Raw genomic sequence first — 25,069 nt, forward strand, 5'->3', positions numbered from 1 at the left:
GCTCCTTCCGGGAAGTGGGTTTCGCCCGAAGCTTTACCCGGCCCGAGCAACTAGGCAACTGTGCGCTCTGCCAGTGGTCATGTTGCGCAGACTGTTCTACGACTACCCTGAAGTAATGGACAAGTTGTACAGCCTCGACGACCTCGATGTCCGGTTGCTCCGGCTGCTGGCCGCCGAGCCCCGGATCGGGGTCCTTGAATGCTCCCGGCGGCTCGGCGTGGCCCGGGGCACCGCCCAGGCCCGGCTCGACCGGCTCGTGGAACGCGGGGTGCTGCGCGGCTTCGGCCCGGAGCTGGACCCGGTCGCCCTGGGCTACGGGGTGATGGCGTTCATCACGCTGGAGATCCGGCAGCGCCGCGGGCACCAGCCGGTGGCCGAGCACCTGGCCGGGATCCCGGAGGTCCTCGAAGCGCACACGATCACGGGCAGCGGGGACATGATGTGCCGGATCGTGGCCCGGTCGAACGCGGACCTCCAGCGGGTGATCGACCAGATCGTGTCCCAGGAGGGCATCGTGCGCGCGTCGACGATCATCGCCCTCGAGGAGCAGATCCACTATCGGGTACTGCCGCTGGTGCGGCTCTGATCCGTGCGCCCCGGGCCGTGGCCCCGCTCCGGGACAGTGACTTAGGTCAGCCTTGCCGGGCCTGTGCCCGGCCCGGGGATAGGCTGGCGGGCATGCCCGAGTTCGACTACTCGCCCCTGCTCCCGCTCGGTCCCGACGAGACCGAGTACCGGCTGCTGACCTCCGACGGCGTCGAGGTCATCGAAGCCGCCGGACGAACGTTCCTCCAGGTGGCGCCCGAGGCGTTGACCCTGCTGACCGAGACGGCGATGCATGACATCGCGCACTACCTGCGCCCCGCGCACCTCACCCAGCTCCGGTCGATCATCGACGACCCGGCCGCGTCCCCGAACGACCGGTTCGTGGCGCTGGACCTGCTGAAGAACGCGAACATCGCCGCCGGTGGCGTGCTGCCGATGTGCCAGGACACCGGTACGGCGATCGTGATGGGCAAGCGTGGTCGGCACGTGCTCACCGACGGGGCCGACGAGCGGGCCATCGCGGAGGGCGTCTTCAACGCGTACACGAAGCTGAATCTGCGGTACTCGCAGTTGGCGCCGTTGACGATGTGGGACGAGAAGAACACCGGCTCGAACCTGCCCGCCCAGATCGAGCTGTACGCCGACGGGGACGACGCCTACAAGTTCCTGTTCATGGCGAAGGGTGGCGGCAGCGCGAACAAGAGCTTCCTGTACCAGGAGACCAAGGCGGTGCTGAACCCCGCCGGGATGATGCGGTTCCTGGAGGAGAAGCTGCGCGGGCTGGGCACGTCGGCGTGTCCGCCGTACCACCTGGCGATCGTGGTCGGGGGCACCAGCGCGGAGTTCGCGGTGAAGACGGCCAAGTACGCCTCCGCGAAGTACCTGGACAACCTGCCCACCTCGGGTTCGGCGTCGGGCCACGGTTTCCGGGACCTGGAGCTGGAGGCCGAGGTGCTGGAGCTGACCCGCCAGTTCGGGATCGGCGCCCAGTTCGGCGGCAAGTACTTCTGCCACGACGTGCGGGTGGTCCGGCTGCCCCGGCACGGCGCGTCCTGCCCGGTGGCGATCGCCGTGTCCTGCTCGGCGGACCGCCAGGCGCTCGGCAAGATCACCTCCTCCGGGGTGTACCTGGAGAAGCTGGAGACCGATCCGGCGCACTTCCTGCCGCACACGTCGCAGGACGACCTGTCGGAGGACGTGGTCCGGGTGGACCTCAACCGGCCGATGGCGGAGATCCGGGCCGAGCTGTCGAAGTACCCGGTGAAGACGCGGTTGTCCCTGAGTGGTCCGCTCGTCGTGGCCCGCGACATCGCGCACGCGAAGATCAAGGAGCGGCTCGACGCGGGCGAGGGCATGCCGTCCTACCTCCGGGACCACGCCGTGTACTACGCCGGCCCCGCCAAGACCCCCACCGGGATGGCCTCGGGTTCCTTCGGCCCCACGACGGCCGGCCGGATGGACTCCTATGTGGAGCAGTTCCAGGCGGCGGGCGGCTCGCTCGTGATGCTCGCCAAGGGCAACCGGTCCGGGCAGGTCACCAAGGCCTGCGCGGCGCACGGCGGGTTCTACCTCGGGTCCATCGGCGGCCCGGCGGCCCGGCTCGCGCAGGACTGCATCAAGAAGGTCGAGGTCCTGGAGTACGCGGAGCTCGGCATGGAGGCCGTGTGGAAGATCGAGGTGGAGGACTTCCCGGCGTTCGTCGTGGTCGACGACAAGGGGAACGACTTCTTCGCCGAGACGACCAAGCCGACCCTGACGCTCGGGCGGCGGTAGCCCTCAGCGCAGTGCGACGGCCCGCCCCCTTCTGAGGGCGGGCCGTTTCCGTGCCGCTAGTTCACCAGGAAGTAGTGGTAGTTGTCCGAGGTGGTGGTGCCGTCGGCCAGCACGCCCCGGACGCTCAGCCAGTGGTCGGAGCCGCCGGTCTCCGGGGTCCACGTGACGCTCGCGGTGCCGTCCGCGCCGGCCGGCACGGTCTCCTCGAACCCGAAGTCGAACGAGTACACATAGGAGACGACGCCGGGCTGGCGGGGCTGGAAGGTGAAGGTGCCGGTCACGCCCGCGCCACCGGAGGACACGTCAGCCGGGTACTCGGCGGAGACCACCCTCGGGCTGACGTCCACGTGCAGGTTCGTCAGCGAGATCCCCGTCAGCCGGCCGTCCGCGCGCCGGGCCTGAAGGTGGAACTCCAGGTACTCGGACTCCGGGACGAACGTGACGGCGGCCGTGTGGTCCGCGCCGGCCGCGACGGTCAGGTGCGGGCCCTCGCCGAGCCAGTAGGTGTACTCGACCACGTCGGCGGTCGTCGGGTGGAAGGTGAGCACCCGGGCCTCGCCGATCCCGCCGCCCGGGTTGCCGTCCGTGAAGTACGGCTCGTTGAAGGGGACCCCGAAGGTGTAGACCCGCTCCGGGGACCGGTTCCCGGCGCGGTCCACGCTCCACACGGACAGGGACTGCTGCCAGCCGATGGTCGGGGTGAGCTGGTACGTCGCCCGCCCGCCCCGGTGGTCCGCCGCGACGTAGCCGGACCGGCCGGACCGCTCGGCGTAGACGAAGCCCGCGACGTCCTTGTCCCCGTTGGCGGAGAACACGAACGTGCCGGGTACGCCGATGCCGCCGTAGCCGGAGTCGTGCTCGATGTCCCGGTAGTCGTCGGAGGTCACGGACGGGGCCGCCGCCGGGGCGACCAGGTCGGTCGTGAACCGGCAGCCGCCGCTCCACGCGGACTGCCCGCCGTGCGGGTCGGTGGACCGCACGGCCACCGCGTACGTGGTGCCACCGACGAGTCGGCCCGCGGGCACCCTGAGCGCGGCGAAGGAACTGGTGAAGTCGCTGTAGCGACCCCGGCCCTCCAACTCGAAGCGCTGGTCGGGGGCGTCGACCGGCCACACGGCGAACACGACGGTCTGTTCCGCGTCGTAGACGTCGGGGTCGGAGAACCGGACCCGCAGTTCGGGCTCCGTCGTCCGGGCGAACGGCTTGTCCTCGCCCTGGCAGGGCTTGCCCTCGACGCTGGCGTCCCACGGGGTGTTCGGCGCGGCGTTGGTCCACACACCCAGTTCCAGCTGGGCGTCGTACCACTGGGCCAGCCGGGCGTCCTTCTCGACACCCTTGGGCACCCGCAGCTCGACCGTGAACGTGTCGGCCCCGCCCCGGACGGCCTTGCCCACGCCGTACGCCACGTCGGCGGTGATGTAGTCGGCCGGGCAGCCCGGGCGGGTGGCGAAGTCGATGACCTTCAGGCTGTTCAGCTCGGCCGGCTGGCGCGTCCAGGTCGGCGGCGCGTCCGGGGTCTCCGTCCAGCGGAACTCGGTCTGCCGGGGCGCGGAGCAGTCGTCGACCTTCGTGTGCCGGGTGAAGATCTGCGCCGCGCGGACGTCGAGGCCCTTGAGGGCCCGCACGTCGTAGGTGGCGAAGGCGCGGGCGGTGTGGGTCGTGCCGGCGCCGTCCTTCCAGGTGCCGACCGGGACGGCACCGTCGACGGGCGGCAGCGCGCGCTCCGGCGAGGCCGAGTCCACGTATGACACGGAGGTGGGCACGAGGGTGCGCGAGGTGTTCGGGACGATCGCGGTGGCACTGGTCCCCGTCGTGACGAGTGCGACACCGCTGGTGAGTGCGGCCAGGGCGGCGGCTGTCAGGAGCCGTCGCGGGGCGGAGAGGGTTGTCACCCGCAGAGGGTAGGTCCGGGGCGGGGACGCCCGCTGCCCCGTTTCCGTGCGGTGCCTTCACCGGTTGTGCGCATCTGGAGGCTACGGTCCGGTTCATGCCCCTGACGTTTCCGTCACACTCGGCCATCGTCGTGCCGCTGAAGCTCTGGCGGCCCCGCTGGTTCGACGGCGTGGCGCTGGTGCTCGGCTCGACGGCCCCCGACCTGCCCTACAGCGTGTTCGCGGTGCTGCCGAACACGCCTTCGGCGCACAACCTCTGGGGGGTACTCCTCTGGTGCCTCCCCGTCACCCTCCTCGGCTGCCGGCTCACCCGGTGGGCGGCCCCGGCGGTCGCGGCGTCCCTCCCGGGCTGGGGTCGCGACTACGCGGTCCTGGGCGGGGTGCGCCACCCCTGGTACGTGACGGTGTGCTCGGCCCTGCTCGGTGCCGCCAGCCACCTGTTCTGGGACGGCTTCACCCACGATCCGGCGGGCCACGGCTGGGCGACGGGGGTGCTGACGCCGCTGGGCACGGAGGTGGCCGGTACCCCGCTGTGGTGGTTCCTCCAGCAGGGTTCCACGGTGTTCGGCGCGCTCGCCGTGGCGGGGCTGGTGATCCTGGTCGGCCGGCGCGGCCTGCTCCGGGAGTGGCACGGCCCTCCGCCGCAGGTCGATGCGCGGCCCCGGTTCTTCTGGGCGGTGGCCGGCGGCGTGACGGCGCTGCTCGCGGTCGTGAGCTTCCTGTTGCCCGCCGCGTGGTTCACGGCCGTGATCGGGGTGCGGCTGCTGGAGTCGGCGGGGCTGGGCTTGTTGGCCGGTGCGTGGGCGGTCCGGGTTTTCCCGGGGCAGGATGGCAGGTATGGAGTACCGCATCGAGCACGACACCATGGGCGAGGTCCGGGTTCCGGCTGAGGCGCTGTGGGGCGCGCAGACCCAGAGGGCGGTGGAGAACTTCCCGATCTCGGGGGTACGGGTCGACCCGGCGCACATCGCGGCCCTGGCGATGGTCAAGTCCGCGGCCGCCCGGTCCAACGCCGAGCTGCCGCCCGACCTGGCCAAGGCCATCGCGGAGGCCGCCGACGAGGTCGCGGCGGGCCGGCACCCGGACGAGTTCCCGATCGACGTGTACCAGACCGGCTCGGGCACCTCGACCAACATGAACGTCAACGAGGTGATCGCGGCGCTGGCCACCGCCCGGCTCGGCCGGCCCGTGCACCCCAACGACCACGTGAACGCCGCCCAGTCCTCCAACGACGTGTTCCCGTCCGCGCTGCACATCGCGGCCACGGCGGCGGTGGTGCGCGACCTGGTGCCCGCGCTGGAGCACCTGGGCGCGGTCCTGACGGCGAAGTCCGCGGAGTGGCGCGACGTCGTCAAGGCGGGCCGGACGCACCTGATGGACGCGACGCCGGTGACCCTGGGCCAGGAGTTCGGCGGGTACGCGGCGCAGGTCCGCTACGGGGTCGAGCGGCTGTGGGGCACCCTGCCCCGGGTCGGTGAGCTGCCGCTGGGCGGGACGGCCGTGGGTACGGGCATCAACACCCCGGCCGGGTTCGCCGCCAAGGTGATCGCGCTGCTGGCCACCGAGACGGGGCTGCCGCTGACCGAGGCGCGGGACCACTTCGAGGCGCAGGGCGCGCGCGACGCCCTGGTGGAGCTGTCCGGGCAGCTGCGCACGATCGCGGTCGGCCTGTACAAGATCGCCAACGACGTGCGCTGGATGGGCTCCGGCCCGCGCGCCGGCCTCGGTGAGCTGCACATCCCCGACCTGCAGCCGGGTTCCTCGATCATGCCGGGCAAGGTGAACCCGGTGCTGTGCGAGGCGGTCCGCCAGGTCGCCGCGCAGGTGATCGGCAACGACGCCGCGATCGCGTTCTCCGGCTCGCAGGGCGACTTCGAGCTCAACGTGATGCTCCCCGTGCTGTCCCGCAACCTGCTGGAGTCGATCCGGCTGCTGGCGAACGTGTCCCGGCTGTTCGCGGACGGCTGCGTGGCGGGGCTGACGGCGAACGAGGACCGGATGCGGGAGTACGCGGAGGGCTCGCCCTCGATCGTCACCCCGCTCAACCGGTACCTGGGGTACGCGGAGGGGGCGGCGGTGGCCAAGGAGGCGCTGGCCACCCGGCGGAGCATCCGGGAGGTCGTGATCGGGCGGGGGCACGTCGACCGGGGGACGTTGACGGAGGAGCAGTTGGACGCGGCGTTGGATCTGCTGGGGATGGCGCGGCCGCACGGGAGGTGACAGGGACGGCCGGGGCGCGGACCACGCCGGGCCCGGGTGCCACGCGCGCCCGGGTTGCCGTGGGTGCCCCTCGCAGGGGGCGTGACGGTGGGCGGGGCAGGGCACCTCGCGGGGCCAGAGTGCTCCGGAAACCGATGCGTGCCAGGTCGGGCGCCTCTCGTAGCCCTCTGGGCCTCGTGCTTTTCAGGCCGCGGAGGGGCCACCGCCACTCAGGCCGCCGAGAGGGCCGCCGTGAGTTCGGTGGCGGCCTGGAGGACCAACGGTCCGACGACGGCCCCGTCCAGGGGGCCGAGGGACACGACGCCCACGCTGGCCTCCAGGCCGGGTACGCCGAGCACCGGCGCGGCCAGGCCGTGCGCGCCCGGCTGCAGCTCGCCGACGGAGCCGACCCAGCCGGGCTGCCCGGGCCGGCCGCGCAGGATCGCCTTGCCGGCGGCGCCCTGGTCGAGCGGGTGCCGGGAGCCGGCCCGGTAGGCGACGTGGAACTGGGTCCAGCTCGGCTCGACCACGACCAGGGCGAGGGCCTCGCCGCCGTCGGCGACGGTCAGGTGCGCGGTGGCCCCGGCGGCCTCGGCGAGCCGGCGCAGGGGCGCCAGGGCCGCGTCGGCGACCAGGGGCTGGGCGCGGCGGGCGAGCTGGAGGACGCCCAAGCCGAGCCGGAGCCGGCCGGCGGGGTCGCGGCGGAGCAGGGCGTGCGCGGTGAGCGGGCCGACGAGGCGGTAGACCACCGCGCGGCCGACCTCGAGCCGCTCGGCGGCCTCCGTGATGGTCAGCCCGTCGGGCGTGTCCGCCACGATCTTGAGCAGGCGGAGGCCCCGGTCGAGGGTCTGGGCGGTCTCTGTACTCAACATCACTCCATCGTTCGGCCGGACCTGAGCCGCCTACGGTCTACCGCGCTGCTCACGTGCAGAGGATAAGCGCAGGCTCCGGTACCCTTTTGGGGTGACTCTCAGGCTGCATGACACCGCGACCCGCTCGGTGCGGGACTTTGTCCCGCGGGAACCCGGCAAGGTGGGGATCTACCTGTGTGGGATCACGGTTCAGGCAGGCCCGCACATCGGTCACATGCGTTCCGCGATCAACTACGACGTTCTCCGCCGCTGGCTGCTGCACCTCGGGTATGAGGTCCGGTTTGTCCGCAACATCACCGACATCGACGACAAGATCCTGGCCAAGGCCCTGGAAGCCAACGTGCCGTTCTGGCAGATCGCCTACGGCAACGAGCTCCTGGTCGGTCGGATGTATGACGCTCTCGGTGTGCTCCCCGCCACCGTGGAACCCCGGGCCACCGGGCACATCCCCGAGATGTTCGCCCTGATCCAGAACCTGGTCGAGCGCGGCCACGCGTACGCGGCCGAGGGCAACGTCTACTTCGACGTGCGCTCCTGGGCTCCGTACGGCGAGCTGTCCGGGCAGCGCCCCGACGCGATGCTGCCCACCGAGAGCGGCGCGTCCGGCAAGCGCTCCCCGCTGGACTTCGCGCTCTGGAAGGGCGAGAAGCCGACCGAACCCGCCGACGCCTACTGGGACTCGCAGTGGGGTCGGGGCCGCCCCGGCTGGCACATCGAGTGCTCCGCCATGACCTGGCGCTACCTGGGCGAGGAGTTCGACATCCACGGCGGCGGGCTGGACATCCAGTTCCCGCACCACGAGAACGAGGTCGCGCAGAGCAAGGCGGCCGGCTTCGGCTTCGCCCGGCACTGGGTGCACCACGCCATGCTCAACCTCGGCGGCGAGAAGATGTCCAAGTCCGTGGGCAACGTCCTGGACCTCGACGCGCTGATCGCCAAGGGCCTGCGCCCCATCGAGGTGCGGTACTACATCGCGTCCCCGCACTACCGCTCCGTGATCGAGTACTCGGACGAGGCGATCCAGGAGTCCGCGGTCGCGTTCCGCCGGATCGAGGGCTTCGTCACCCGCGCCACCGAACTGGTCGGCGAGGTCGAGCCGGGCGAGTTGGGCGCGGAGTTCGTCGCCGCGATGAACGACGACCTGAACACATCGAGGGCCCTCGCGGCCCTGCACGAGACGATCCGGCAGGGCAATTCGGCGCTCGCCGATGGCCACCACGGCGCCGCACGACGGGCGCTGGCCAGTGTCCGGGCCATGCTCGGTATCCTGGGTATCGACCCATTGGATTCCCAGTGGCGAGTGGCCGGCAGCGACCAGCAGCTCAAGCCGGCAGTCGACTCTCTTGTCGCATTGGCGCTCGAGCAGCGCAACGCAGCCCGCGCCCGTAAGGACTTCCAGGCAGCAGACGCGGTCCGTGACCAGCTGAAGCGTGCAGGGATCATTGTCGAGGACACCCCGAACGGGCCTCGCTGGACGTTGGGGAGCTGACGATGGCAGGAAATTCACAGCGCAAGGGCGCGATTCAGCGCAAGGCGAAGAAGGGCGCCACGGGCGGTAGCGGCGGCAAGCGGGGCGCACAGACCCTCAAGCCGCGCGGCAAGACGCTGCCCGCCGAGGAACGGCCCTGGCACAAGGGCTACTCGGGCACCGAGCAGGTCCCGAGCAAGACCGCGTGGAAGCAGCACAAGGAGAAGAAGGCCGCCTCCGCCGAGGGCCGCGCGCCCAAGGTCGGCCAGCCGGGCTCGGTCCAGACGACCCGCGGCGGCAAGGTCGCCCCGGGTACCAGGATCCGGCAGGCGTCCGGCCCGGCCCGTCCGGCGGGCCCCCGGATCGCCCCCGGCCGGCGCGCCAACACGCCCCGGGAGGCCCCCGAGCTGCTCGTCGGCCGTAACCCGGTCGTGGAGGCGCTCCGCGCGCACGTGCCGAGCACCGCGCTGTACATCGCGCAGGGCATCGACATCGACGAGCGGATCACGGAGATTGTCCGGACCGCCGCCGACAAGGGCCTGGCGATCCTGGAGGTCACCCGGCGCGAACTCGACCGGATGACCGGCGGGGTGCTGCACCAGGGTGTGGGCCTCGCGGTCCCGCCGTACAACTACGAGGCCCTCGAGGACCTGCTGGGTGCCGCCCGGGACGCTGTGACCGCGCCGCTGCTCGTGGCGCTCGACGGTGTCACCGACCCCCGCAACCTGGGTGCGATCGTCCGGTCGGCCGCCGCGTTCGGCGCGCAGGGCGTGATCGTGCCCGAGCGTCGGGCCGCCGGGATGACCGCCACCGCGTGGCGTACCTCGGCCGGTGCGGCGGCGCGGCTGCCGATCGCCCAGGTGACCAACCTCACCCGGACGCTGAAGGTCTGTCAGGAGGCCGGCTACATGGTCGTCGGGCTCGACGCCGACGGCGACGTGTCCCTGCACGACCTCGAAGCCGCCGTCGACCCGATCGTGATCGTGATCGGCTCCGAGGGTCGTGGTTTGTCCCGGCTGGTCGGCGAGTCCTGCGACCTGCTGGTCAACATCCCGATGGCCGGCCAGGTCGAGTCGCTGAACGCCTCGGTGGCCGCCGCCGTCACGCTGTCGGAGATCGCCCGCCGCCGGGCGCTGGACATCTAGTCGAAGGACTGCGCGACCATGGCCCCGGGAGGTAGTCTCCCGGGGCCATGACCGTCATCGACCTCGGCGAGATCACCGACGAATCCGCCCCCGAACCGCCCCGCCGTCCGGTGGACCTGGGCTGGGTGCGGCACGTGCTGCCGTTCGCGGTGGTGGTGGCCCTCGCGTCGGGCGTGTGCGCGGCCGCCGCCGGGCCGGATCGGGGCTCGGCCCGACAGATCTTCGTGAGCTCCGAGGTGTACGGGAAGTCCCCCGACCAGCCGGCCGGGGCCCCCGCGCTGGCCGGCGACGCGCTGTTCACGGCGGGCACCGACCACCTGACCCGGCACGACCTGCGGCACGACGGCCGGGTCGTCTACCGGGTTCCGACCGGAATGCCCCAGCCGGCGGCCACGCTGCGGGTGGCCGGGGGGATGGTGTTCGCGTCGTTCCGGGCGGTGACGAAGCTTCCGGAGAGCTTCTTCCACACCGTCGAGACGACGACCGTCGCGTTCGACGCCGGGACCGGTGCGCGGCGGTGGACCCATCCCGACACGGTGGCGCACGTGCTGGCCGACGGCCGGGTGTTGTTCGACTCCGGTGCGGCGGTCGACGCGGCGACGGGCCGTGAGCTGTGGACGTTCCAGGGCCACTACGTGCTCGACCCGGACGGCGAGCCCGCGCTCCCGTTGCGGTTGGTCGGGCTGGCCGTCCACTCCGAGGTCGGTGCCGCCGAGTCCGTGCTCCGGGTGTTCCTGCGGCTGCGGGACCCCGAGACCGCCGAGGTCCTGACCTCCCGGGAGATCTACACCAGGCGGTCGCTGGGCGGCGTCGGATACGGCGACGACTGGGACGTGCTGGTTGTGCCGGGGGCGATCCTCGTGCACGACCGGTTCAGTGGCCTGAGCAGGCACGATCCGGTGACGCTGGCGGAACTCTGGAAGTCGCGCACCTCTCCCGGGCTGTCCGAGGGCGAGGCCTGCGGCCGGTTGGCCTGCGTGATCGGCCAGCGCGCCGCCAGTACGTCGCAGGTCACCGCGATCGACCCGGCGACCGGCGACCTGCGCTGGCAGATCACCGTGTCCGGCGCGGTGATGGCTGACGGCAGCTTCCGGCGGTTGGGCGCGAACACGATGGTGCTCGACCCGGACACCGGCCGGGTCCGGACCCAGCTGACCGGGTGGCGGGTGCTCGGCGCCGACCGCCGGTACCCGGACCGGATCCCGCTGGTCCGCGACTCCGATTCCGGCGGCTACTGGCTGGGTCTGCTGGACGGCCCGACCGGCAGGGTCCGGTTGGTGCTGCCGGTGCCGACCTCGCCGGCGAGCTGTGCCGGTAACGATCGCTACCTGGCGTGTGTCGACGCCGGTGGCCGTCTGGGAGCCTGGTCGTATGGGGTTCATTGATCTGGGTGAGTTGACCGACGGGGAGCCGGAGCCGCCGTCCGCCGGGCCACTGTGGACGCGGTGGCGGCGCCGGGTGCAGGTGCTCGGCCTGGTCGCGGTCACGCTGTTGACGTGCGGGGCGGTGGAGACGGCCCGGGTACCCCCGTTGCACGAGGTCTTCTCGGTCTCCTCGCCCTCCCGCGGCCGCAGCGACCAGCAGCTCCTGATCGACAACGACAACCTCTTCCGGGTGTACCGCGAGGGCGCGACCACCTGGCTGGCCAGCTACGACCTAACCCGCAGCGGTCGTCGACTCTGGCGGGTACCGGTCGACGCCAGCGCGGTCGGCTCGCTGGTGCTGATCGGCCGGCGCCTGTTCCTGCAACGGTTCCCGGCCGGCCAGCCGACGGACGACGGCGCGTTGCTGACCCCGGTGGCGATGGCCTTCGACAAGGGGACCGGCGCGTCCGCATGGTCGGTGGAGGGCTTCCCGTTCGCGCGGCTCGGCGAGGACAAGCTGCTGTTCAGCCGGGGCAACGACCTGGTGGGGGTGGACGCGGCCACCGGGCGGGAACTGTGGAAGCGTTCGCCGGGCGAGGGCGGGGCGGCGCTGGTCGGCGGCGAGACCCCGGTCGCGCCGTGGCGGGTGGCGTTCGCGGAGGGTACGACGCTGCGGATCGTGGACCTGGAGTCGGGCCAGGTGCTCCGGAGCCGCGACCTCGGCCCCGACAAGGGCGGGGCGAACCGGTTCGGTGGCCTGTTCGCCACGTCGAAGGCGCTGGTGCTGCGGCAGGGCTCGTCGTACACGACCTATGACCCGGAGACGCTGGAGCAGTTGTGGACGGCGTCGGCCCCGGAGTCCGAGTGGGCGATGCCGTGCGGGGAGCTGTTGTGCCAGATGTCCGGCCCGGAGGTGGTGGCCGTGGACGTCGCGACGGGGCGCACCCGGTGGACCACGCGGACGGACGGCCTGTACCTGACCGGGGCCGGGGTGAACGGGGCGATGCTGGGCAACGCGCGGGGTACCGGGATCCGGATGGTCGACGCCGCCACCGGTCAGGAGCTGCTGAACCTGGGCCGGTGGACGCCGCTGCCCGGTCATGACGGCTCGGCGGGCCGGCTCGCGCTGAGCGGCATCTTCGAGGGCGTCGACTGGGTGGGGGTCGCCGACGTCGGTTCCCGGCGGATCCGACCGTTGGCGAAGCTTCCGGGCGCGGGGGACGAGACGTGCGTGGCCAGCGAGAAGTACCTGGTGTGCACACTTATCAGCGAAAAGCTAACAGCCTGGACTTTTTAGGGCAGAATTACTCGTACCCAGGTAATTCCCAACGGGGGGCTCTCCACGGCCGTGGAGAGCCCCCCGTTCTGCTGGGGTACCTACTTACGCGATGCGCAGACCCGACGCGGCGTCGAACACGTGGTGGTGCGCGCCCCGCGGCTTCACGTGCACGATGTCGCCGAGGCGAGGGGCGTTCCGGCCGTCGGTACGGACCGTGAACCGCTCCTGGGTGCCGTTGACGTCGGCGTGCCCGTACACGTAGGCGTCGGAGCCGAGCTCCTCCACCAGGTCCACGATGACCTGCAGGCCGCCGTCGCCCGCGCCGACCAGGTCGGTGTCCTCCGGCCGGAAGCCGATGGTCACCTTGCCGTTGTCGACCTTCGAGACCTGGTCCCGGCTCAGCGGGATGAACATCGAGCCGAACTGGCCACCGTCGGCGGTCAGCTGCACGGTCTTGATGTTCATGGCCGGCGAGCCGATGAAGCCGGCGACGAACACGTTCGCCGGCGCGTCGTACAGGTTGCGCGGCGTGTCGACCTGCTGCAGGACACCGTCGAGCATGACCGCGACCCGGTGACCCATGGTCATGGCCTCGACCTGGTCGTGCGTCACGTACACCGTGGTGATGTCGAGCTTCTTCTGCAGTGCGGCGATCTGCGAACGGGTCTGCACCCGGAGCTTGGCGTCGAGGTTCGACAGCGGCTCATCCATGAGGAAGACCTGCGGCTCGCGGACGATGGCCCGGCCCATGGCGACCCGCTGGCGCTGACCGCCGGAGAGGGCCTTGGGCTTGCGGTCCAGGTACTCCTCCAGCTGGAGCAGCACCGCCGCCTCCTTGACCCGCCGCTGGATCTCGTCCTTGGAGGTCTTGCGGAGCTTGAGCGCGAACGCCATGTTCTCGTACACCGTCATGTGCGGGTACAGCGCGTAGTTCTGGAAGACCATCGCGATGTCGCGGGACTTCGGGGCGAGGTGGGTGACCTCGCGCTCGTCGATGAAGATGCCGCCCTTGTCGACGTCCTCGAGGCCGGCGAGCATCCGCAGGCTGGTTGACTTGCCGCAACCCGAGGGGCCCACGAGGACCAGGAACTCGCCGTCCCCGATCTCGAGGTTCAGGGAGTCGACGGCGGGTCGGGGGGTGCCCGGATAGATCCGAGTAGCGGACCTGTAACTGACTGTAGCCATGCTGCGACTAACCTTCCTTCCACCGGCAGGAACGTGCCGGACGATCCGAGTGAAAGAGCAGTGCCCGACCACCATAGGCGCGGGGGAGATCGCTTGCCAACAGCTGACGGTATGATCCTCTGCAGCCGGTAGGCCGCTATGGCGCAATTGGTAGCGCACCCCACTTGTAATGGGAAGGTTTCGGGTTCGAGTCCCGATAGCGGCTCAAATCACCCATTTGGGTACGTCAAGCGAGGCGCCGGTCCCGGGCCCACCGAACCGCGGCCCACACGGCCAGTACGCCGGCCAGCGCCCCGAGGACCGCCGACAGGATCCAGCGCACACCGACCACGGCCAGCGAGGGCCAGCCGGGCAGCAGTACGGAGCCGACCGCGAGCAGCCCGGTCACCGCGCAGGCGACGCCCCAGAACACGCCGGGCCGGGCGGCGTCGGGCCCGGGCCACAGGTCGGCTGGCCGGAGTGGGCCGTGCCAGCGCGGCAGCAGGCTCCGCCGGCCGATCAGCACCGCGCACCACGCCACCGCGAGCCCGCCCACCGCCGTGGACCCCAGGTGCGCGTAGGTGTGCACCGGCACCCCGAACGGCCCCGCCAGGCTCAACCACTCGAACCGCACCCGGCCCTGGTCGAGCGACCGGTGCGTGACCATGTCCCAGAGCCGGTGGCTGAGCGCGCCGACATACGCCGAAGACGCCGTCACCCACCAGCGGTGCCGCACCCGGCCCAGTACCCCGTAGTGCCGTCCCCAGCCGGGCAGGTGCGCGGCGACGACCGGCGCGGCCCGGCGCAGCACGAGGCTGCCCAGCACGGTCGCCGGCACGCAGAACCAGACCAGCGACCACCAGAGGTGCGCCCGCACCGTGACCCAGGGCTCGAACGCGAACGGCAGGTCCGGTACCGCCGAGCCGACGACGAGCGCGACGCCGTCGAACCAGCGGGGCCGCCACAACTTCAGGGGTACGACGGCCGCGGCGTGCGACGGAAAGGTCAGGGGCATGAGCCGGACCGTAGCCGGCCGGTGTGGGCGGGGTGTGGAGGTGCTGGTCGGGAACGGTGCCGGGCGGCCGTGGATGGCCGCCCGGCACCCGGGCTACTTGAGCGTGTCCTCCCACACCGGCAGCCACACGTCATTGGGCGCGCCCCCCGCGACGCACGTGTACTGGATCAGCGGATTGCCCCGACCCACCCCGCCGCGCACGTTGAGGCACTTGCCGCTCTCCTTGCCGACGACCTGGTACCCGATCCCCTTCGGGACGAGCTTCCACAACTCGTTGGCCGCGTTCCCGCAGGTGTACTGGATGACCGCCGTCCCGTCCTGGGTCCCGCCACCCTGCACGTTGAGACACTTTCCGCTGTGGACGGCCTTGAACCGGTAGTACCCGTCCAGGGTCGACTCGGCCTCCCACCGCTCGTTGCCGGCGTTGGACAGCGGCCACTGGATCACCGCCGCCCCGTTGTCGACGGAGGCGCCGGAGACGTTGGCGACCTGCCCCGGGTCACTGGCGAGCCGGAGCGTGACCTGCTGGACCTGCACCGCCTCCGTGACCGGCCCGCCCGGGGACGTCGCCCCGGCCGGCGTCGCCCAACCCGCCATCAATCCCGCACCCACCACGAGCGCGGTCGCGGACAGCAGCTTTCGGTAGTCCATGTTTCCCCCCGAGTCGGAACTGTGCGTGCCTGTCGAGGAACCCTAAAATTCCGATCTCCCAAAATTCTGTGCAAATGCCAAATTTGATGTCCAACACTTTGAATTCATCGGATTATTGGTACCGCGCCGCGGTGCCGAAGTCGACTGACTAGGATCCGCCCGCCCAATTCGGTCTCCGGTCGCACGCACCTCCGGGTGGTCAGCCCCGCCATGCCCGCCACGCGTCCTCGATCAGCTCCCCGAGGTCCGACCTGGCCGGGATCCAGCCGAGCCCGGTGGCCGCGCGTCGGACGTCAGCGATGAGAAGTGGGGGCTCGGGCCTCGGCGGGAGTTGCTCGACGGTGAAGTCGACCCCGGTGACCTCCCGTGCAACGCGGACGACTTCCGCCATGCTGGAACCGGTACCGCTGCCGATGTTGTACAGCTCGTGCGGGGCGGGTGCCTCGTGCTGGCCCGTTTGCCGCCCGGGTGCAGACCTGCCGAGAGCCAGGCGGACAGCGGTGGCGACGTCCAGGACGTGCACGAAGTCGCGGACCGCCGAGCCGTCGCCGTTGAGCGTGACCCGGTCGAGCTCTCCGGCCGCCGCCCGCAGCGTGTTGGGGATGATGCGGGTGTGATCGGTGTCCGGCACGCCGTTGACCGCACCTGCCAGGTTGAAGATCCGCAGGCTTGTGGCGGTGATGGCGCCCGTCGCGGCGTGCGCGGCGACGAGGCGCTCGGCGGCCAGTTTCGATTCGGCGTACGGGCTCTCCGGGTGCGGCTCCAGGTTCTCGCTCAGAGCGCCCGCGTGGACCGAGCCGTAGACGATGTTCGTGGAGGTGAACACGAAGCTGGGCGGCGTCGCGGGTTTCGCCGCCTCCATAGCGAGAAGCAGGTTGAGGGTGCCGGCGGCGTTGACGTCGAAGTAGGTCAGGGGGTGGGCGAAGGAGTCCCGGCCATGGGTGAGGGCGGCGAGGTGGCAGACACCGTCGAATCCGCCTTCGGCCAAGATCTCGATCATCCGGGTACGGTCCCGCACGTCGCCGTGAACGAGGGTCGCGCCTTCGGGGAGCGTCGCGTCCGTGCCGCCCCGGCTCAGCACGGTGACCTGATGGCCTGCGGCGATGAGGTCGAGGGTGACGGCGCGGCCGAGATACCCGAGCCCTCCGGTGACCAGTACCTTCACGTCAGGTTTCTCCCTACTGGGGACGGCCGAACTCCAGATACCGGGTACCCGTGTCCAACGCTCTTTGGGCCTCAGCCATCCGGCGGGCCATCGAGGGGCGGAGATGGTCGGTCGCCTCGTCCAGCGTCAGGAAGACCAGGGAGGCGAGTTCGTCATCCGGTAGCCGGATGGCCGCGATCTGCTCATCGGTCAGGACACCGCCGTCGTAGACGAACTGGATGCTGTCTCCCCACACGCCGTGCGCGGGGGTCCAGTCCACGACCAGCGGTGCTCCGATCTCCAGGTCGAGGCGGAGTTCCTCCTCGATCTCGCGACGGCATGCCTGAAGCGGAGACTCGCCTTCCTCCGCGATGCCCCCCGGAATGTCGAGGAACGGCTTGTAACGCGGTTCCACGAAGAGGATGTGCGCCGAGGAATCCCGGATCAGGGCACCCCCAGCGATGATTTTCCGGGGCAGGCGGGCGGCGATGCCTGGATTGAACTCCGGCTCCGGTTCGCCCTCGGCCAGCAGGTCATTCTCGATGCTCATGACGGGTGAACACGACTCCTGGTCGGCGCGATCAGTCCGTCAGTACGATACGCGCCCGTTCGCGTAGATCCCGGATCGCCGGGTGCGCCTTCTGTGGATCGAGCCGATGCAGGAGTTGTCTCAGCTCGTGCTGGGACCGAGCGGAGGCTGCGAGGCTGATGGCTTCCACGGCCTGGATGCCGAGCGTGCCGGCTCGCTCGATGTCGCCCTCGTGGTGGGCCGCTGTCGCGAGTTGGACGGCCGCGTAGGCGCGGCGTCGCGGCTGGTCGACACTGAGTTGCCAGACCGTGTGTAGCAGCGGCAGTGCTTCGGTCGTTCTCCCCAGCGTGGTCCAGCACGTGCCGGCGTGGCTCGCGAAAACCGCGTCGTCGATCTTGGCCGCCCAGTCGGGTTCCTCGCCGCGTCGGATGCGCTGATAGGTGTTATCTGCCCGTGCGAGCGAGCGTGTGCAGCCTGGCGCGTCTCCGAGTTCTGAGTAGGCGCGGGCGGCCAGGAACGCGGCGTCGGTGGCCATGGCGGCGGACGTGGTCCGGCTACTGCGGTCGTAGGCTGCCTGCGCGAGTCTGAGGGCTTGGGCGGGCTGGCCCAGGTAGAGGGCCTGGTGTCCCATGCTGGCGAGGATGAACGCGCCGTAGGCCACGTCACCTGCCTGGCTGGCCATGCGCAGCCCCTGGGTGAAGTACCGCTGCGCGAGGGAGTGTTGGCCGGAGTCGTAGGCCATCCAGCCGATCAGCTCACACAGGGCGGCTGCCGCACCGAAGACGTCGCGTCCGACGGAATCGGCGCACTGGCCGCGCAGCATCGGAACGACCGCGTCGTGGAGGTACCTGGCGGCGAGCTCCCGGCTGTGCGCGCCGCCGAACTGCCGGTCGAGCCGGTCGAACGCCTGAGTGGTCGCCCTGACCTCCAACACGTGTCGCTCAGTCACCCGATGGCTCGAACGCGGCAGGTCGAGGTCGGGACTGCTGAACATCCAGTCGAGTACCGCCGCGTTCTGGGCATCGGGCGAGAACCGGCCCCGCACGACTGCCGTGTGCCCCAGCAGGTCGTATCGGGACAGCTCCTCCATGACGGTGAGTGTTGCCGCCAACGACGCGTGATAACCGAGGCCCAGTCGGGAACCCGGTCGACCCGATCCCGCCTCCAGGTCGAGTGCCGACGGCGGGACTCCATAGACGACGGGAAACAAGATTCGATACGGCTCGGAGGGTTCCCGGTGGCCGTTCTCCCAGTGGGAGATCATGCGCAACAGGCTTCTCCTGGCGGCCACCGTGGTCCCGAGATCTGAGGCCGCCCGCTCCAGTGCGAACGCGAGTCGGGCCTTTGTCCAGCCGAGACGTTCACGGTGCTCGCGTAACCGGGTCATTTCTCCACTTTGTTCCCGCGGCCGTGTCCGCGCAACCCGTTGAGTCATCTCCCGTCATCCTCGTGCGACTCCAGACATCGTGCGACTCCCATCGGCGTCTGACGATTCCGGCAGCGGTCGGATGAGCTGGTCCGAGGAGTGGGCATCGAGACCAGGGAGACCGGCATGTTCAAGGCTTCACCAGCGCAGCTCTCGGAACTGGGCCAGCGGATCGTGAGTTTCGTCGACAGCTACCGGCCAGACGAGGTCGACGCGCTGATCTTCGTGGACGAGGAGGGCAGGTTCGGGTTCTCGAAAGGCCCGGACGCGCCGGCCGGCTGTCGGTCGATCATGAACCGGGCCGGGATCGACCGCCTCATGGTCCTACACACCTACGTAACCAGCGACTTCGCCGACCCCGGAGAGCGTGACGCATTTGCCGCCCTTGTCTGTGATGACGCGTGGCTGTCATGAGGCACGATGTGCCAAGCGGGGTCCGGGCGCTGATGGAGCCGACGCGGGAGTTGCCGACGGTGACGCCCCGATGCACGGCGCTCCCCAACGAAAGCTCTGCGGACCGCGCGGAGGCACTCGCTGAAGGTATCTGTCTGATCGTCGTAGGCGCGTTCGTCGTGGGCGTGCTCGGCTACGCGGTCGCCACTGCGTTCGGTTGGCACCAGTAGCGCTGCCCGGGCTCTGACATCATGGGGTGATGGAGAGCGTCTATGCGGCGGCGGGTGGCGGTGAGGGCCTGCTGCGGCTGGCCACGGCGTGGCACGCGCGCGTGATGGCCGACGAGATCGTCAGCCACGCGTTCAGCCACGGGTTCCATCCGCAGCACGACGAGCGGCTCGCCGCCTACTGGGCCGAGGCACTCGGCGGCCCCACCACCTACTCCGACACCTACGGCGACGAGACCTCGGTCGTGCGGATGCACAGCGGCAACGGGCTGCACGAGGAGATGGACCGTCGGGCGATCGCCTGCTTCGACCAGGCCCTGCGCGACGTCGGCCTCGACGCGGAGCCACTCCGGCAGGTGCTGCACGACTACTTCGCGTGGGCTACCACCGGGGCAATGGCGCAGTATCACGCGTCAGCCGACGAGGTCCCCGACGGTATGCGCATCCCCCGTTGGTCCTGGGGCGGGCTCCTGCGCTAGGCCGCGCCGCAACAGCGTCTCACCATTCCGTTCGCGGGTGGCGGGGCGCTTTTCTGTTGTCCCGGTCGGCTTCCGGGGTGTTGAGCTGTGGATATACGGGTGATGGTTCGGGGGGTGAATGGTTCTCGGTGCGAAGCCGGGAGTCGTGGTGGTGGATGGACGCGGGGATTCGTACACGTGAATGGGATTCGGGTGTTTGATTACTGAGTGTTGTGGCGTGGGCACTCAGTCGGATGATTATGCAGATTCGCCCATTGATGTTGAATAATCGCCCCGCGAAGGCGAGACCTGAGTGCGGTTCGCTCGTTGCGTAGATCAGAAGCGCGAAGGGTACCCAGATCTCAAAGATGTTAGTTACCCTAATTGCGGCAATTGTCCTGCCTCGACCACCCGCCGTGGTCGAGGCACAGCCCCTGAAAGGGGGAGTCATGGCTGCTCTGGAGACTTACGGGCGGACCAGCGACGAGCCGGCCCGCCATGGCGGTTCCGGTCATCCGGCGACGATCTACGGGATCGCCGGCGTTCTGGTCGAGCACGACGGGATGACCTACCGCCAGTGGTTGGTGCCCGGCCTCCGCTACGAGATCCGCCCCAACGACGGTTGGAAGCTCGTCGACGCTGACGGGATTCTCATCGGCCACCTGGTGGAGGAGGACGGCAGCGCGATCCGCGAGCTGCCGACCGCCGACGGGCCGCTCGTCCTGATCCGCCCGAACAGTTACAGCGTGCAAGAGGTGCGCGAGGGGGCCTGGGAAGTCCTGGTCCTCGAACCGGCACTGTAGATCTGGTACGGAAACGGCGGGTGGCGAGGGTGCCGCCCGCCTTTTCGCGTGGTGCTCCTCACTGGACGCCGGCCGTGCTCGGGACGGTCGCCGGTTGCCCCGGCTGGCTACCATCGGGCACATGTCCCCAGTCCTGCCCCGCCGTGTGCAACGCCGGCACTTCGTCGTCTGTGGGGACAATCCGCTCGCGTTCCGGCTGGCCGAGGAGCTGACGAAGAAGTACGGGGAGAACGTCACCGTCATTCTGCGGTCCAAGAGGGACAACCACGGGCCGGACATCTCCCGGCTGCCGGGGGTGCGGATCGTCGAGTCCACCCGGCTGGACGAGGACACGTTCCGGGCGGCGGGGCTGCCCGAGGCGCGCGCCCTGGCCCTGGTCCAGCACGGCGACGTCGAGAACATCCACGCGGCGCTGCGCGCCCAGGACCTGCATCCGGGGCTGCGCCTGGTGGTCCGGATGTCGAGTACGAGCCTCGGGCGGCGGATGCACGAGCTGTTCGACGACTGCACGGCGCTGTCGGACGCGGCGATCGCGGCCCCGGCGTTCGTGGTGGCGGCGCTGAACGACCCCACGTTGAACGTGGTGCGGTTGCCGGGGCAGACGTTGCGGGTCGCGCACCGGGACTCGGTGCCGGAGGACCAGGTGCTGTGCGCGCTCACCGATCCGACGGAGTCGCCGTCCTCGCTGCTGCCGGAGGGCTCGCGGAGTACGGACCTGGTGCTGGCGCTGGCCACCGGGACCCCGGAGGAGACCGCGCCGGCCCCGCCGAAGCGGCGCGCGCCGGCCAAGATGCTGTGGGATGTGCTGCGGTTCCGGAAGTTGTGGATCGCGCTGCTGGTCGGGCTGGGCGTGATGGCCGTGGCGGCGACCGTGTGGTCGGAGCTGACGGGCAAGTCCTGGCTCGCGTCGCTGTACGAGATGATGATGACCTCCGCCGGTTCGGGGCAGGTGGACCACAACCTGCACGGGCCCGAACGGGTGGTGCAGGTCGCGGTGACGCTGGCCGGGCTGGTGATCCTGGTGCCGATCGCGACCGCGCTGGCCGTCGAGTTCGTGGTGAACACCCGGCTGGCGATCGCGTTGAACAAGCCCCGGACGACGCACTCGGGGCACGTGGTGGTCATCGGGCTGGGCAACGTGGGCACGAGGGTGGTCCGCCAGCTGCACGACCTGGGCATCGACGTGGTGGCGATCGACGCGAACGAGAAGGCCATCGGGGTGCCGGTGGTCCGGTCGCTGGGCCGCGAGGTGATCATCGGGGACGCGAGCCGGCGGGACACGCTGCTGGCGGCCGGGGTGGACACGTGCCGGGCGTTGTTGACGATCACGAGTGACGACGCGACGAACCTGGACGCGGGGCTGCTGGGCAAGGAACTCCAGCCGGACCTGTGGGTCACGCTGCGGCTGTTCGACGGGGACCTGGCGCACCGGGTGGAGAAGCACCTGGGGATCACCCGGTCGCGGAGCGTGTCGTACATGGCGGCTCCGGCGTTCGCGGCGGCGATGATCGACCGGAAGGCGATCCAGACGATCCCGGTCGGCCGGCGGGTGCTCCTGGTCGCGGAGTTGCCGCTGGCGCGCGGGTCGGAGCTGGTCGGGGCCCGGTTGAGTGCCGCGCACGACTCGGGCGAGGTGCGGGTGATCGCGATGCGCAACGGCGGGCGTACGGGGTACCGGCCGTCGGCCGACCACGTGCTCGCGGTGGGGGACCGGATCACGGTGGTGGCGACCCGGGCGGGGCTCGGCCGGCTGCTGCCGAGAACGGTGTCCCGGTCCACGTCCGAATAGTGAACACTCTTGTCCGTTAGGCGGTCGGGGTCTAACAATGTACGCATGACGCGCAGCTACCCCACCGTTCCGGCCCCGCACTACGACGTACCCGCCGAAGAGGCCCTTGCCAGGGTCGAGGCCTTCGCCGACCTGATGCTCCAGCGCAGGACGATCCGCGACTTCTCCGACGCCCCCGTGTCCCTCGAGGTGATCGACGCGGCGATCCGGGTGGCCGCGACCGCCCCGAGCGGCGCGAACGTGCAGCCGTGGCGGTTCGTGGTCGTCACCGACCCGGAGATCAAGTCCCGGCTGCGGGTCGCGGCCGAGGAGGAGGAGGTCGAGTTCTACACCCGGCGGGCCAGCCAGGAGTGGCTGGACGCGCTGGCCCCGCTCGGTACGGACACCGACAAGCCGTTCCTCGAGGTCGCGCCGGCCCTGATCGTGGTGTTCGAGGTGCACAAGGGCCCCGAGACCCCCCGGCCGTACTACGTGAAGGAGTCCGTCGGGATCGCCGTCGGTTTCCTGCTCGCGGCCCTGCACCACGCGGGCCTGGCGACCCTGACCCACACCCCGAGCCCGATGCGGTTCCTGAACGAGGTGCTGGAGCGGCCGGCCGAGGAGCGGGCGTACGTGGTGATCCCCGTGGGGTACCCGGCGTCGGACGCCGAGGTGCCCGCGATCACCAAGAAGCCACTGGATGAGGTACGAATCATCCGATAACCGCGTCGCCCCCACCGCGCGGGTCGTTAACCACGGCAAACCCGAAATGCGCGGAAGGGGCACCATGCGGCGAGTCGTGGCGGTACTCATGGGGGTGGCGATCCTGGTCGTCGCCGGAGGGGTCGCGGAGGCGGCGATCACGCACCGACAGGACGGCCCGTTCGGGATGCTGGTCGCCGCGAGCACCGACCAGCAGCCCGAACAGGGGATGGCGGGCGCGCCGGAAGCGAAGTCGAAGGCCCCCGGCAAGCCCAAGGCCAAGGAGGCCAAGGTCCGGCCGGCGCCGGCCCTGATCGGCGGTATCGAGCCCGTCAACCAGGTGCTCGACCTCCTCGGCAACGGGCGGACCGAACTGCACTACAAGGACGCGGAGTACGTGAAGCCGCACCTCAGCAAGCTGGTACTGCTGCCCGGGCAGTACCTGAAGGTCAGCGACAAGGCGGGCAAGGAGAGCCGGTACTACGGCCCCGAGGGCCTGCCCCTCAACCCGGCCAGCCTGCTCGACGTCGGCAAGACCCTGTCCAACGGTCCGCTGACCGGCGTGGACAAGTGGGTCATGTCGGTGCCCGGTGACACGGCGGTGCTGGAGGTCGTCAGCAAGCGGCTGCCGCTGCCCACCGAGAAGCTCGGCGGCCTCGGCGTCACGGTCGACAAGGTGGCGCGCGGCTTCGGCAAGAAGGAGCTCGCCGCGAAGGAGAAGCCGCGCACCGAGAGCGTGTGCAAGCGCGACGACAAGTCCGACGCGGTGTGCTTCCAGTCGGAGTACCCGCGGGAGTTCGCGCACGCCACGCCCGTCGCCCGGCTCCTGATCAACGGCGTCGAGCTGTGCACCGCCTGGCGGATCGGCGCCAACAACCGGATGCTGACCAACCAGCACTGCATCGCCAGCCAGCGCGACGTGAACAACACCGAGGTCTGGTTCAACTACCAGTGCGCGGTGTGCGGGGCGACCAAGTCGGAGCCGGTCACCAAGGTGTGGGGCGACCAGTTCCTCGCCACGGACGACAAGCTCGACTTCACCCTGTTCTCGGTGGGCGAGTTCGAGGAGATCCAGTCGTTCGGGTACCTGGAGTTCGACGACCGCCGGCCCGACGCCGGCGAGGAGATCTACATCCCGCAGCACCCGGGCGGCCAGACCAAGCAGATCGCGATGACCAGCGACGCCGACGGCGCCAACTGCAAGGTCGACGACCCCAACTTCGAGGGGTACGGGCCCGGCACGGACGTCTCGTACTTCTGTGACACCGAGGGCGGCTCGTCCGGCTCGCCGGTGCTGTCCCGGCGGACCCACAAGGTCGTCGCGCTGCACCACTTCGGCGGCTGCCCCAACTCGGGGGTCCGGGTCGACCTGATCCAGAAGAAGATCGCCGGCAAGCTGTAGCGGGCGCGCCGACCGGGCCGGGGACGCACTCGGCCAACCGGCCCGGGGCGGCGCGCTTTAATAGGGGATGCGAATTCCCCTGGTCAAGGAACGGCCAGGCTGGTGGCTCGACGCCTCCTGCCTGGCCGTTCTGGTTGTCCTGACCACCGCGTTGGCCCAGGGCGCCGGGTGGCTGCTGGATCTCGATCTCGCCGTCCGCGACGTGGTGGACGCGCACCGGCCCGACTGGGCGGACTGGGTGTTCGGGCAGGTGTTCAACCGGCTCGGCGGCGGTACCCCTCTGATGGTGTTGTGCCTGCTCGCCGGCGTCTGGCGGCTCTGGCGGGCCCGGGGCGCAACCGGAGCCGACCCGGGGAACGGCACCCCTACGGCTGGCGCGGCGCTGCTCGGCCGCCTCTGGCCACTCCTCATCACCGTGGCCGGCTACCTGCTGACCGGCCTCTCGATCAAACCCCTCAAGGTCTGGTCGCACCGCCTGCCACCGCACGACCCGGCCAACGACCCGGCCTTCTTCGCCGCCCCGCACCCCGGATTCGCCGGCGGCCCGGCCAACGAGTCGTTCCCGTCGGGGCACGCGGTCAACGTGTTCGTCTGGTACACGATCCTGGTCATCCTGCTCGCCCCGTGGCTGACCGCCCGATGGCGGCTGGTGCTGCGGGTCGTACCCGTCGTCGTGGTCACCTTCACCACGATCTACCTGGGCTTCCACTGGGTCACCGACACCGCCGCCGGCCTGCTGATCGGCGTGCTGCTGTCCCGCCTGCTCGGCTGGGTCGACTGGGAGGCGCTGGGGTCGCGCCGCCGGGAACCGTCCACGGCGGCATAGCCCGGGGGCGGCCCGACGGTTCG

23 protein-coding genes and 1 tRNA gene are annotated in these 25,069 nt (G+C 70.5%); 16 read left to right on the forward strand and 8 right to left on the reverse strand.

The genetic code is table 11. From position 1 onward, the window contains the following. The first annotated feature begins 115 nt into the window (after positions 1-115). Together PT931_RS13060 and PT931_RS13065 are read left to right on the forward strand one after the other, a co-directional pair. Positions 116-586, forward strand: coding sequence for an Lrp/AsnC family transcriptional regulator (locus tag PT931_RS13060; RefSeq protein ID WP_456245991.1), 471 nt, complete (start codon positions 116-118; stop codon positions 584-586). A 92-nt stretch (positions 587-678) separates the two neighbouring features. Beyond that, positions 679-2,319 (forward strand): fumarate hydratase, encoded by a 1,641-nt coding sequence (locus tag PT931_RS13065; RefSeq protein ID WP_456245992.1) that lies wholly within the window; start codon positions 679-681, stop codon positions 2,317-2,319. Positions 2,320-2,375: 56 nt separating this feature from the next. Here PT931_RS13065 and PT931_RS13070 read toward each other — a convergent pair whose 3' ends face one another. Further along, positions 2,376-4,211, reverse strand: a complete 1,836-nt coding sequence (locus PT931_RS13070; RefSeq protein ID WP_456245993.1) for a hypothetical protein — start codon at positions 4,209-4,211, stop codon at positions 2,376-2,378. Between the two features lie 95 nt (positions 4,212-4,306). Between PT931_RS13070 and PT931_RS13075 the strand changes: the two genes are divergently transcribed. Together PT931_RS13075 and PT931_RS13080 are read left to right on the forward strand one after the other, a co-directional pair. Further along, on the forward strand, positions 4,307-5,101 hold the full coding sequence (locus tag PT931_RS13075) for a DUF4184 family protein (protein WP_456245994.1): 795 nt from the start codon (positions 4,307-4,309) through the stop codon (positions 5,099-5,101). Next, on the forward strand, positions 5,049-6,431 hold the full coding sequence (locus PT931_RS13080; protein ID WP_456245995.1) for a class II fumarate hydratase: 1,383 nt from the start codon (positions 5,049-5,051) through the stop codon (positions 6,429-6,431). Before PT931_RS13075 ends, PT931_RS13080 begins: the two co-directional genes overlap by 53 nt. A gap of 209 nt (positions 6,432-6,640) precedes the next feature. Here the strand turns inward: PT931_RS13080 and PT931_RS13085 are convergent, their stop codons facing one another. Then, positions 6,641-7,282, reverse strand: coding sequence for an IclR family transcriptional regulator (locus tag PT931_RS13085; protein ID WP_456245996.1), 642 nt, complete (start codon positions 7,280-7,282; stop codon positions 6,641-6,643). A 91-nt stretch (positions 7,283-7,373) separates the two neighbouring features. Between PT931_RS13085 and cysS the strand changes: the two genes are divergently transcribed. From cysS to PT931_RS13105, 4 genes are read left to right on the forward strand one after another with little or no spacing between them, the layout of a single operon-like run. Then, positions 7,374-8,771 carry a cysteine--tRNA ligase gene (gene cysS / locus PT931_RS13090; protein ID WP_456245997.1) on the forward strand — a complete coding sequence of 466 codons (1,398 nt, stop codon included), beginning with the start codon at positions 7,374-7,376 and terminating at the stop codon, positions 8,769-8,771. 2 nt (positions 8,772-8,773) lie between these two features. Then, positions 8,774-9,895, forward strand: a complete 1,122-nt coding sequence (gene rlmB, locus PT931_RS13095; protein ID WP_456245998.1) for a 23S rRNA (guanosine(2251)-2'-O)-methyltransferase RlmB — start codon at positions 8,774-8,776, stop codon at positions 9,893-9,895. A gap of 47 nt (positions 9,896-9,942) precedes the next feature. Then, positions 9,943-11,280, forward strand: coding sequence for an outer membrane protein assembly factor BamB family protein (locus PT931_RS13100; RefSeq protein ID WP_456245999.1), 1,338 nt, complete (start codon positions 9,943-9,945; stop codon positions 11,278-11,280). Further along, on the forward strand, positions 11,267-12,556 hold the full coding sequence (locus tag PT931_RS13105; protein WP_456246000.1) for an outer membrane protein assembly factor BamB family protein: 1,290 nt from the start codon (positions 11,267-11,269) through the stop codon (positions 12,554-12,556). The genes PT931_RS13100 and PT931_RS13105 overlap by 14 nt, the downstream gene beginning before the upstream one ends. A gap of 84 nt (positions 12,557-12,640) precedes the next feature. Here the strand turns inward: PT931_RS13105 and PT931_RS13110 are convergent, their stop codons facing one another. Continuing rightward, the gene (locus tag PT931_RS13110; protein ID WP_456246001.1) at positions 12,641-13,723 is read right to left on the reverse strand and encodes an ABC transporter ATP-binding protein; all 1,083 of its coding nucleotides are present in this window, start codon (positions 13,721-13,723) and stop codon (positions 12,641-12,643) included. 132 nt (positions 13,724-13,855) lie between these two features. Between PT931_RS13110 and PT931_RS13115 the strand changes: the two genes are divergently transcribed. After that, a tRNA-Thr gene (locus PT931_RS13115) sits at positions 13,856-13,928 on the forward strand. Positions 13,929-13,949: 21 nt separating this feature from the next. On the opposite strand, the gene PT931_RS13120 is transcribed toward PT931_RS13115, so the two are convergent. The 5 genes from PT931_RS13120 to PT931_RS13140 all read right to left on the reverse strand — a co-directional run bounded on the left by PT931_RS13120 (position 13,950) and on the right by PT931_RS13140 (position 18,428). Beyond that, positions 13,950-14,717: a DUF4184 family protein gene (locus PT931_RS13120; RefSeq protein ID WP_456246002.1), complete on the reverse strand. Its 768-nt coding sequence runs from the start codon at positions 14,715-14,717 to the stop codon at positions 13,950-13,952. A 93-nt stretch (positions 14,718-14,810) separates the two neighbouring features. Continuing rightward, a complete protein-coding gene (locus tag PT931_RS13125; RefSeq protein ID WP_456246003.1) occupies positions 14,811-15,368 on the reverse strand; it encodes an RICIN domain-containing protein in 558 nt (185 codons plus the stop codon). 199 nt (positions 15,369-15,567) lie between these two features. Beyond that, on the reverse strand, positions 15,568-16,533 hold the full coding sequence (locus PT931_RS13130) for an NAD-dependent epimerase/dehydratase family protein (RefSeq protein WP_456246004.1): 966 nt from the start codon (positions 16,531-16,533) through the stop codon (positions 15,568-15,570). A gap of 13 nt (positions 16,534-16,546) precedes the next feature. Further along, on the reverse strand, positions 16,547-17,062 hold the full coding sequence (locus PT931_RS13135) for an NUDIX domain-containing protein (RefSeq protein ID WP_456246005.1): 516 nt from the start codon (positions 17,060-17,062) through the stop codon (positions 16,547-16,549). 31 nt (positions 17,063-17,093) lie between these two features. Continuing rightward, the gene (locus PT931_RS13140; RefSeq protein WP_456246006.1) at positions 17,094-18,428 is read right to left on the reverse strand and encodes a helix-turn-helix domain-containing protein; all 1,335 of its coding nucleotides are present in this window, start codon (positions 18,426-18,428) and stop codon (positions 17,094-17,096) included. Between the two features lie 138 nt (positions 18,429-18,566). On the opposite strand from PT931_RS13140, the gene PT931_RS13145 reads away from it, so the two are divergent. From PT931_RS13145 to PT931_RS13175, 7 genes are all read left to right on the forward strand, one after another. Then, a complete protein-coding gene (locus tag PT931_RS13145) occupies positions 18,567-18,881 on the forward strand; it encodes a hypothetical protein (RefSeq protein ID WP_456246007.1) in 315 nt (104 codons plus the stop codon). Between the two features lie 238 nt (positions 18,882-19,119). Next, positions 19,120-19,566: a group II truncated hemoglobin gene (locus tag PT931_RS13150; protein ID WP_456246008.1), complete on the forward strand. Its 447-nt coding sequence runs from the start codon at positions 19,120-19,122 to the stop codon at positions 19,564-19,566. 428 nt (positions 19,567-19,994) lie between these two features. Next, the gene (locus PT931_RS13155; RefSeq protein ID WP_363725316.1) at positions 19,995-20,348 is read left to right on the forward strand and encodes a hypothetical protein; all 354 of its coding nucleotides are present in this window, start codon (positions 19,995-19,997) and stop codon (positions 20,346-20,348) included. A gap of 121 nt (positions 20,349-20,469) precedes the next feature. Next, positions 20,470-22,137, forward strand: a complete 1,668-nt coding sequence (locus tag PT931_RS13160) for an NAD-binding protein (protein WP_456246009.1) — start codon at positions 20,470-20,472, stop codon at positions 22,135-22,137. 45 nt (positions 22,138-22,182) lie between these two features. Then, complete coding sequence (locus PT931_RS13165; RefSeq protein ID WP_456246010.1) at positions 22,183-22,839, forward strand: nitroreductase family protein; 657 nt, start codon at positions 22,183-22,185, stop codon at positions 22,837-22,839. Positions 22,840-22,903: 64 nt separating this feature from the next. Beyond that, positions 22,904-24,220 carry a trypsin-like serine peptidase gene (locus tag PT931_RS13170; RefSeq protein ID WP_456246011.1) on the forward strand — a complete coding sequence of 439 codons (1,317 nt, stop codon included), beginning with the start codon at positions 22,904-22,906 and terminating at the stop codon, positions 24,218-24,220. 67 nt (positions 24,221-24,287) lie between these two features. Then, complete coding sequence (locus PT931_RS13175) at positions 24,288-25,046, forward strand: phosphatase PAP2 family protein (RefSeq protein ID WP_456246012.1); 759 nt, start codon at positions 24,288-24,290, stop codon at positions 25,044-25,046. Positions 25,047-25,069: the final 23 nt, after the last annotated feature.

Source organism: Longispora urticae (genome assembly GCF_053902585.1).

What these genes read in the sequence shown, in the direction of transcription:
- PT931_RS13060 (WP_456245991.1), top strand. Translation starts at nt 116, where the DNA reads ATGGACAAGTTGTACAGCCTCGACGACCTCGATGTCCGGTTGCTCCGG.
- PT931_RS13065 (WP_456245992.1), top strand. Translation starts at nt 679, where the DNA reads ATGCCCGAGTTCGACTACTCGCCCCTGCTCCCGCTCGGTCCCGACGAG.
- PT931_RS13075 (WP_456245994.1), top strand. Translation starts at nt 4,307, where the DNA reads ATGCCCCTGACGTTTCCGTCACACTCGGCCATCGTCGTGCCGCTGAAG.
- PT931_RS13080 (WP_456245995.1), top strand. Translation starts at nt 5,049, where the DNA reads ATGGAGTACCGCATCGAGCACGACACCATGGGCGAGGTCCGGGTTCCG.
- PT931_RS13085 (WP_456245996.1), bottom strand. Translation starts at nt 7,282, where the DNA reads ATGTTGAGTACAGAGACCGCCCAGACCCTCGACCGGGGCCTCCGCCTG.
- rlmB (WP_456245998.1), top strand. Translation starts at nt 8,774, where the DNA reads ATGGCAGGAAATTCACAGCGCAAGGGCGCGATTCAGCGCAAGGCGAAG.
- PT931_RS13100 (WP_456245999.1), top strand. Translation starts at nt 9,943, where the DNA reads ATGACCGTCATCGACCTCGGCGAGATCACCGACGAATCCGCCCCCGAA.
- PT931_RS13105 (WP_456246000.1), top strand. Translation starts at nt 11,267, where the DNA reads ATGGGGTTCATTGATCTGGGTGAGTTGACCGACGGGGAGCCGGAGCCG.
- PT931_RS13110 (WP_456246001.1), bottom strand. Translation starts at nt 13,723, where the DNA reads ATGGCTACAGTCAGTTACAGGTCCGCTACTCGGATCTATCCGGGCACC.
- PT931_RS13120 (WP_456246002.1), bottom strand. Translation starts at nt 14,717, where the DNA reads ATGCCCCTGACCTTTCCGTCGCACGCCGCGGCCGTCGTACCCCTGAAG.
- PT931_RS13125 (WP_456246003.1), bottom strand. Translation starts at nt 15,368, where the DNA reads ATGGACTACCGAAAGCTGCTGTCCGCGACCGCGCTCGTGGTGGGTGCG.
- PT931_RS13135 (WP_456246005.1), bottom strand. Translation starts at nt 17,062, where the DNA reads ATGAGCATCGAGAATGACCTGCTGGCCGAGGGCGAACCGGAGCCGGAG.
- PT931_RS13140 (WP_456246006.1), bottom strand. Translation starts at nt 18,428, where the DNA reads ATGACCCGGTTACGCGAGCACCGTGAACGTCTCGGCTGGACAAAGGCC.
- PT931_RS13150 (WP_456246008.1), top strand. Translation starts at nt 19,120, where the DNA reads ATGGAGAGCGTCTATGCGGCGGCGGGTGGCGGTGAGGGCCTGCTGCGG.
- PT931_RS13155 (WP_363725316.1), top strand. Translation starts at nt 19,995, where the DNA reads ATGGCTGCTCTGGAGACTTACGGGCGGACCAGCGACGAGCCGGCCCGC.
- PT931_RS13160 (WP_456246009.1), top strand. Translation starts at nt 20,470, where the DNA reads ATGTCCCCAGTCCTGCCCCGCCGTGTGCAACGCCGGCACTTCGTCGTC.
- PT931_RS13165 (WP_456246010.1), top strand. Translation starts at nt 22,183, where the DNA reads ATGACGCGCAGCTACCCCACCGTTCCGGCCCCGCACTACGACGTACCC.
- PT931_RS13170 (WP_456246011.1), top strand. Translation starts at nt 22,904, where the DNA reads ATGCGGCGAGTCGTGGCGGTACTCATGGGGGTGGCGATCCTGGTCGTC.
- PT931_RS13175 (WP_456246012.1), top strand. Translation starts at nt 24,288, where the DNA reads ATGCGAATTCCCCTGGTCAAGGAACGGCCAGGCTGGTGGCTCGACGCC.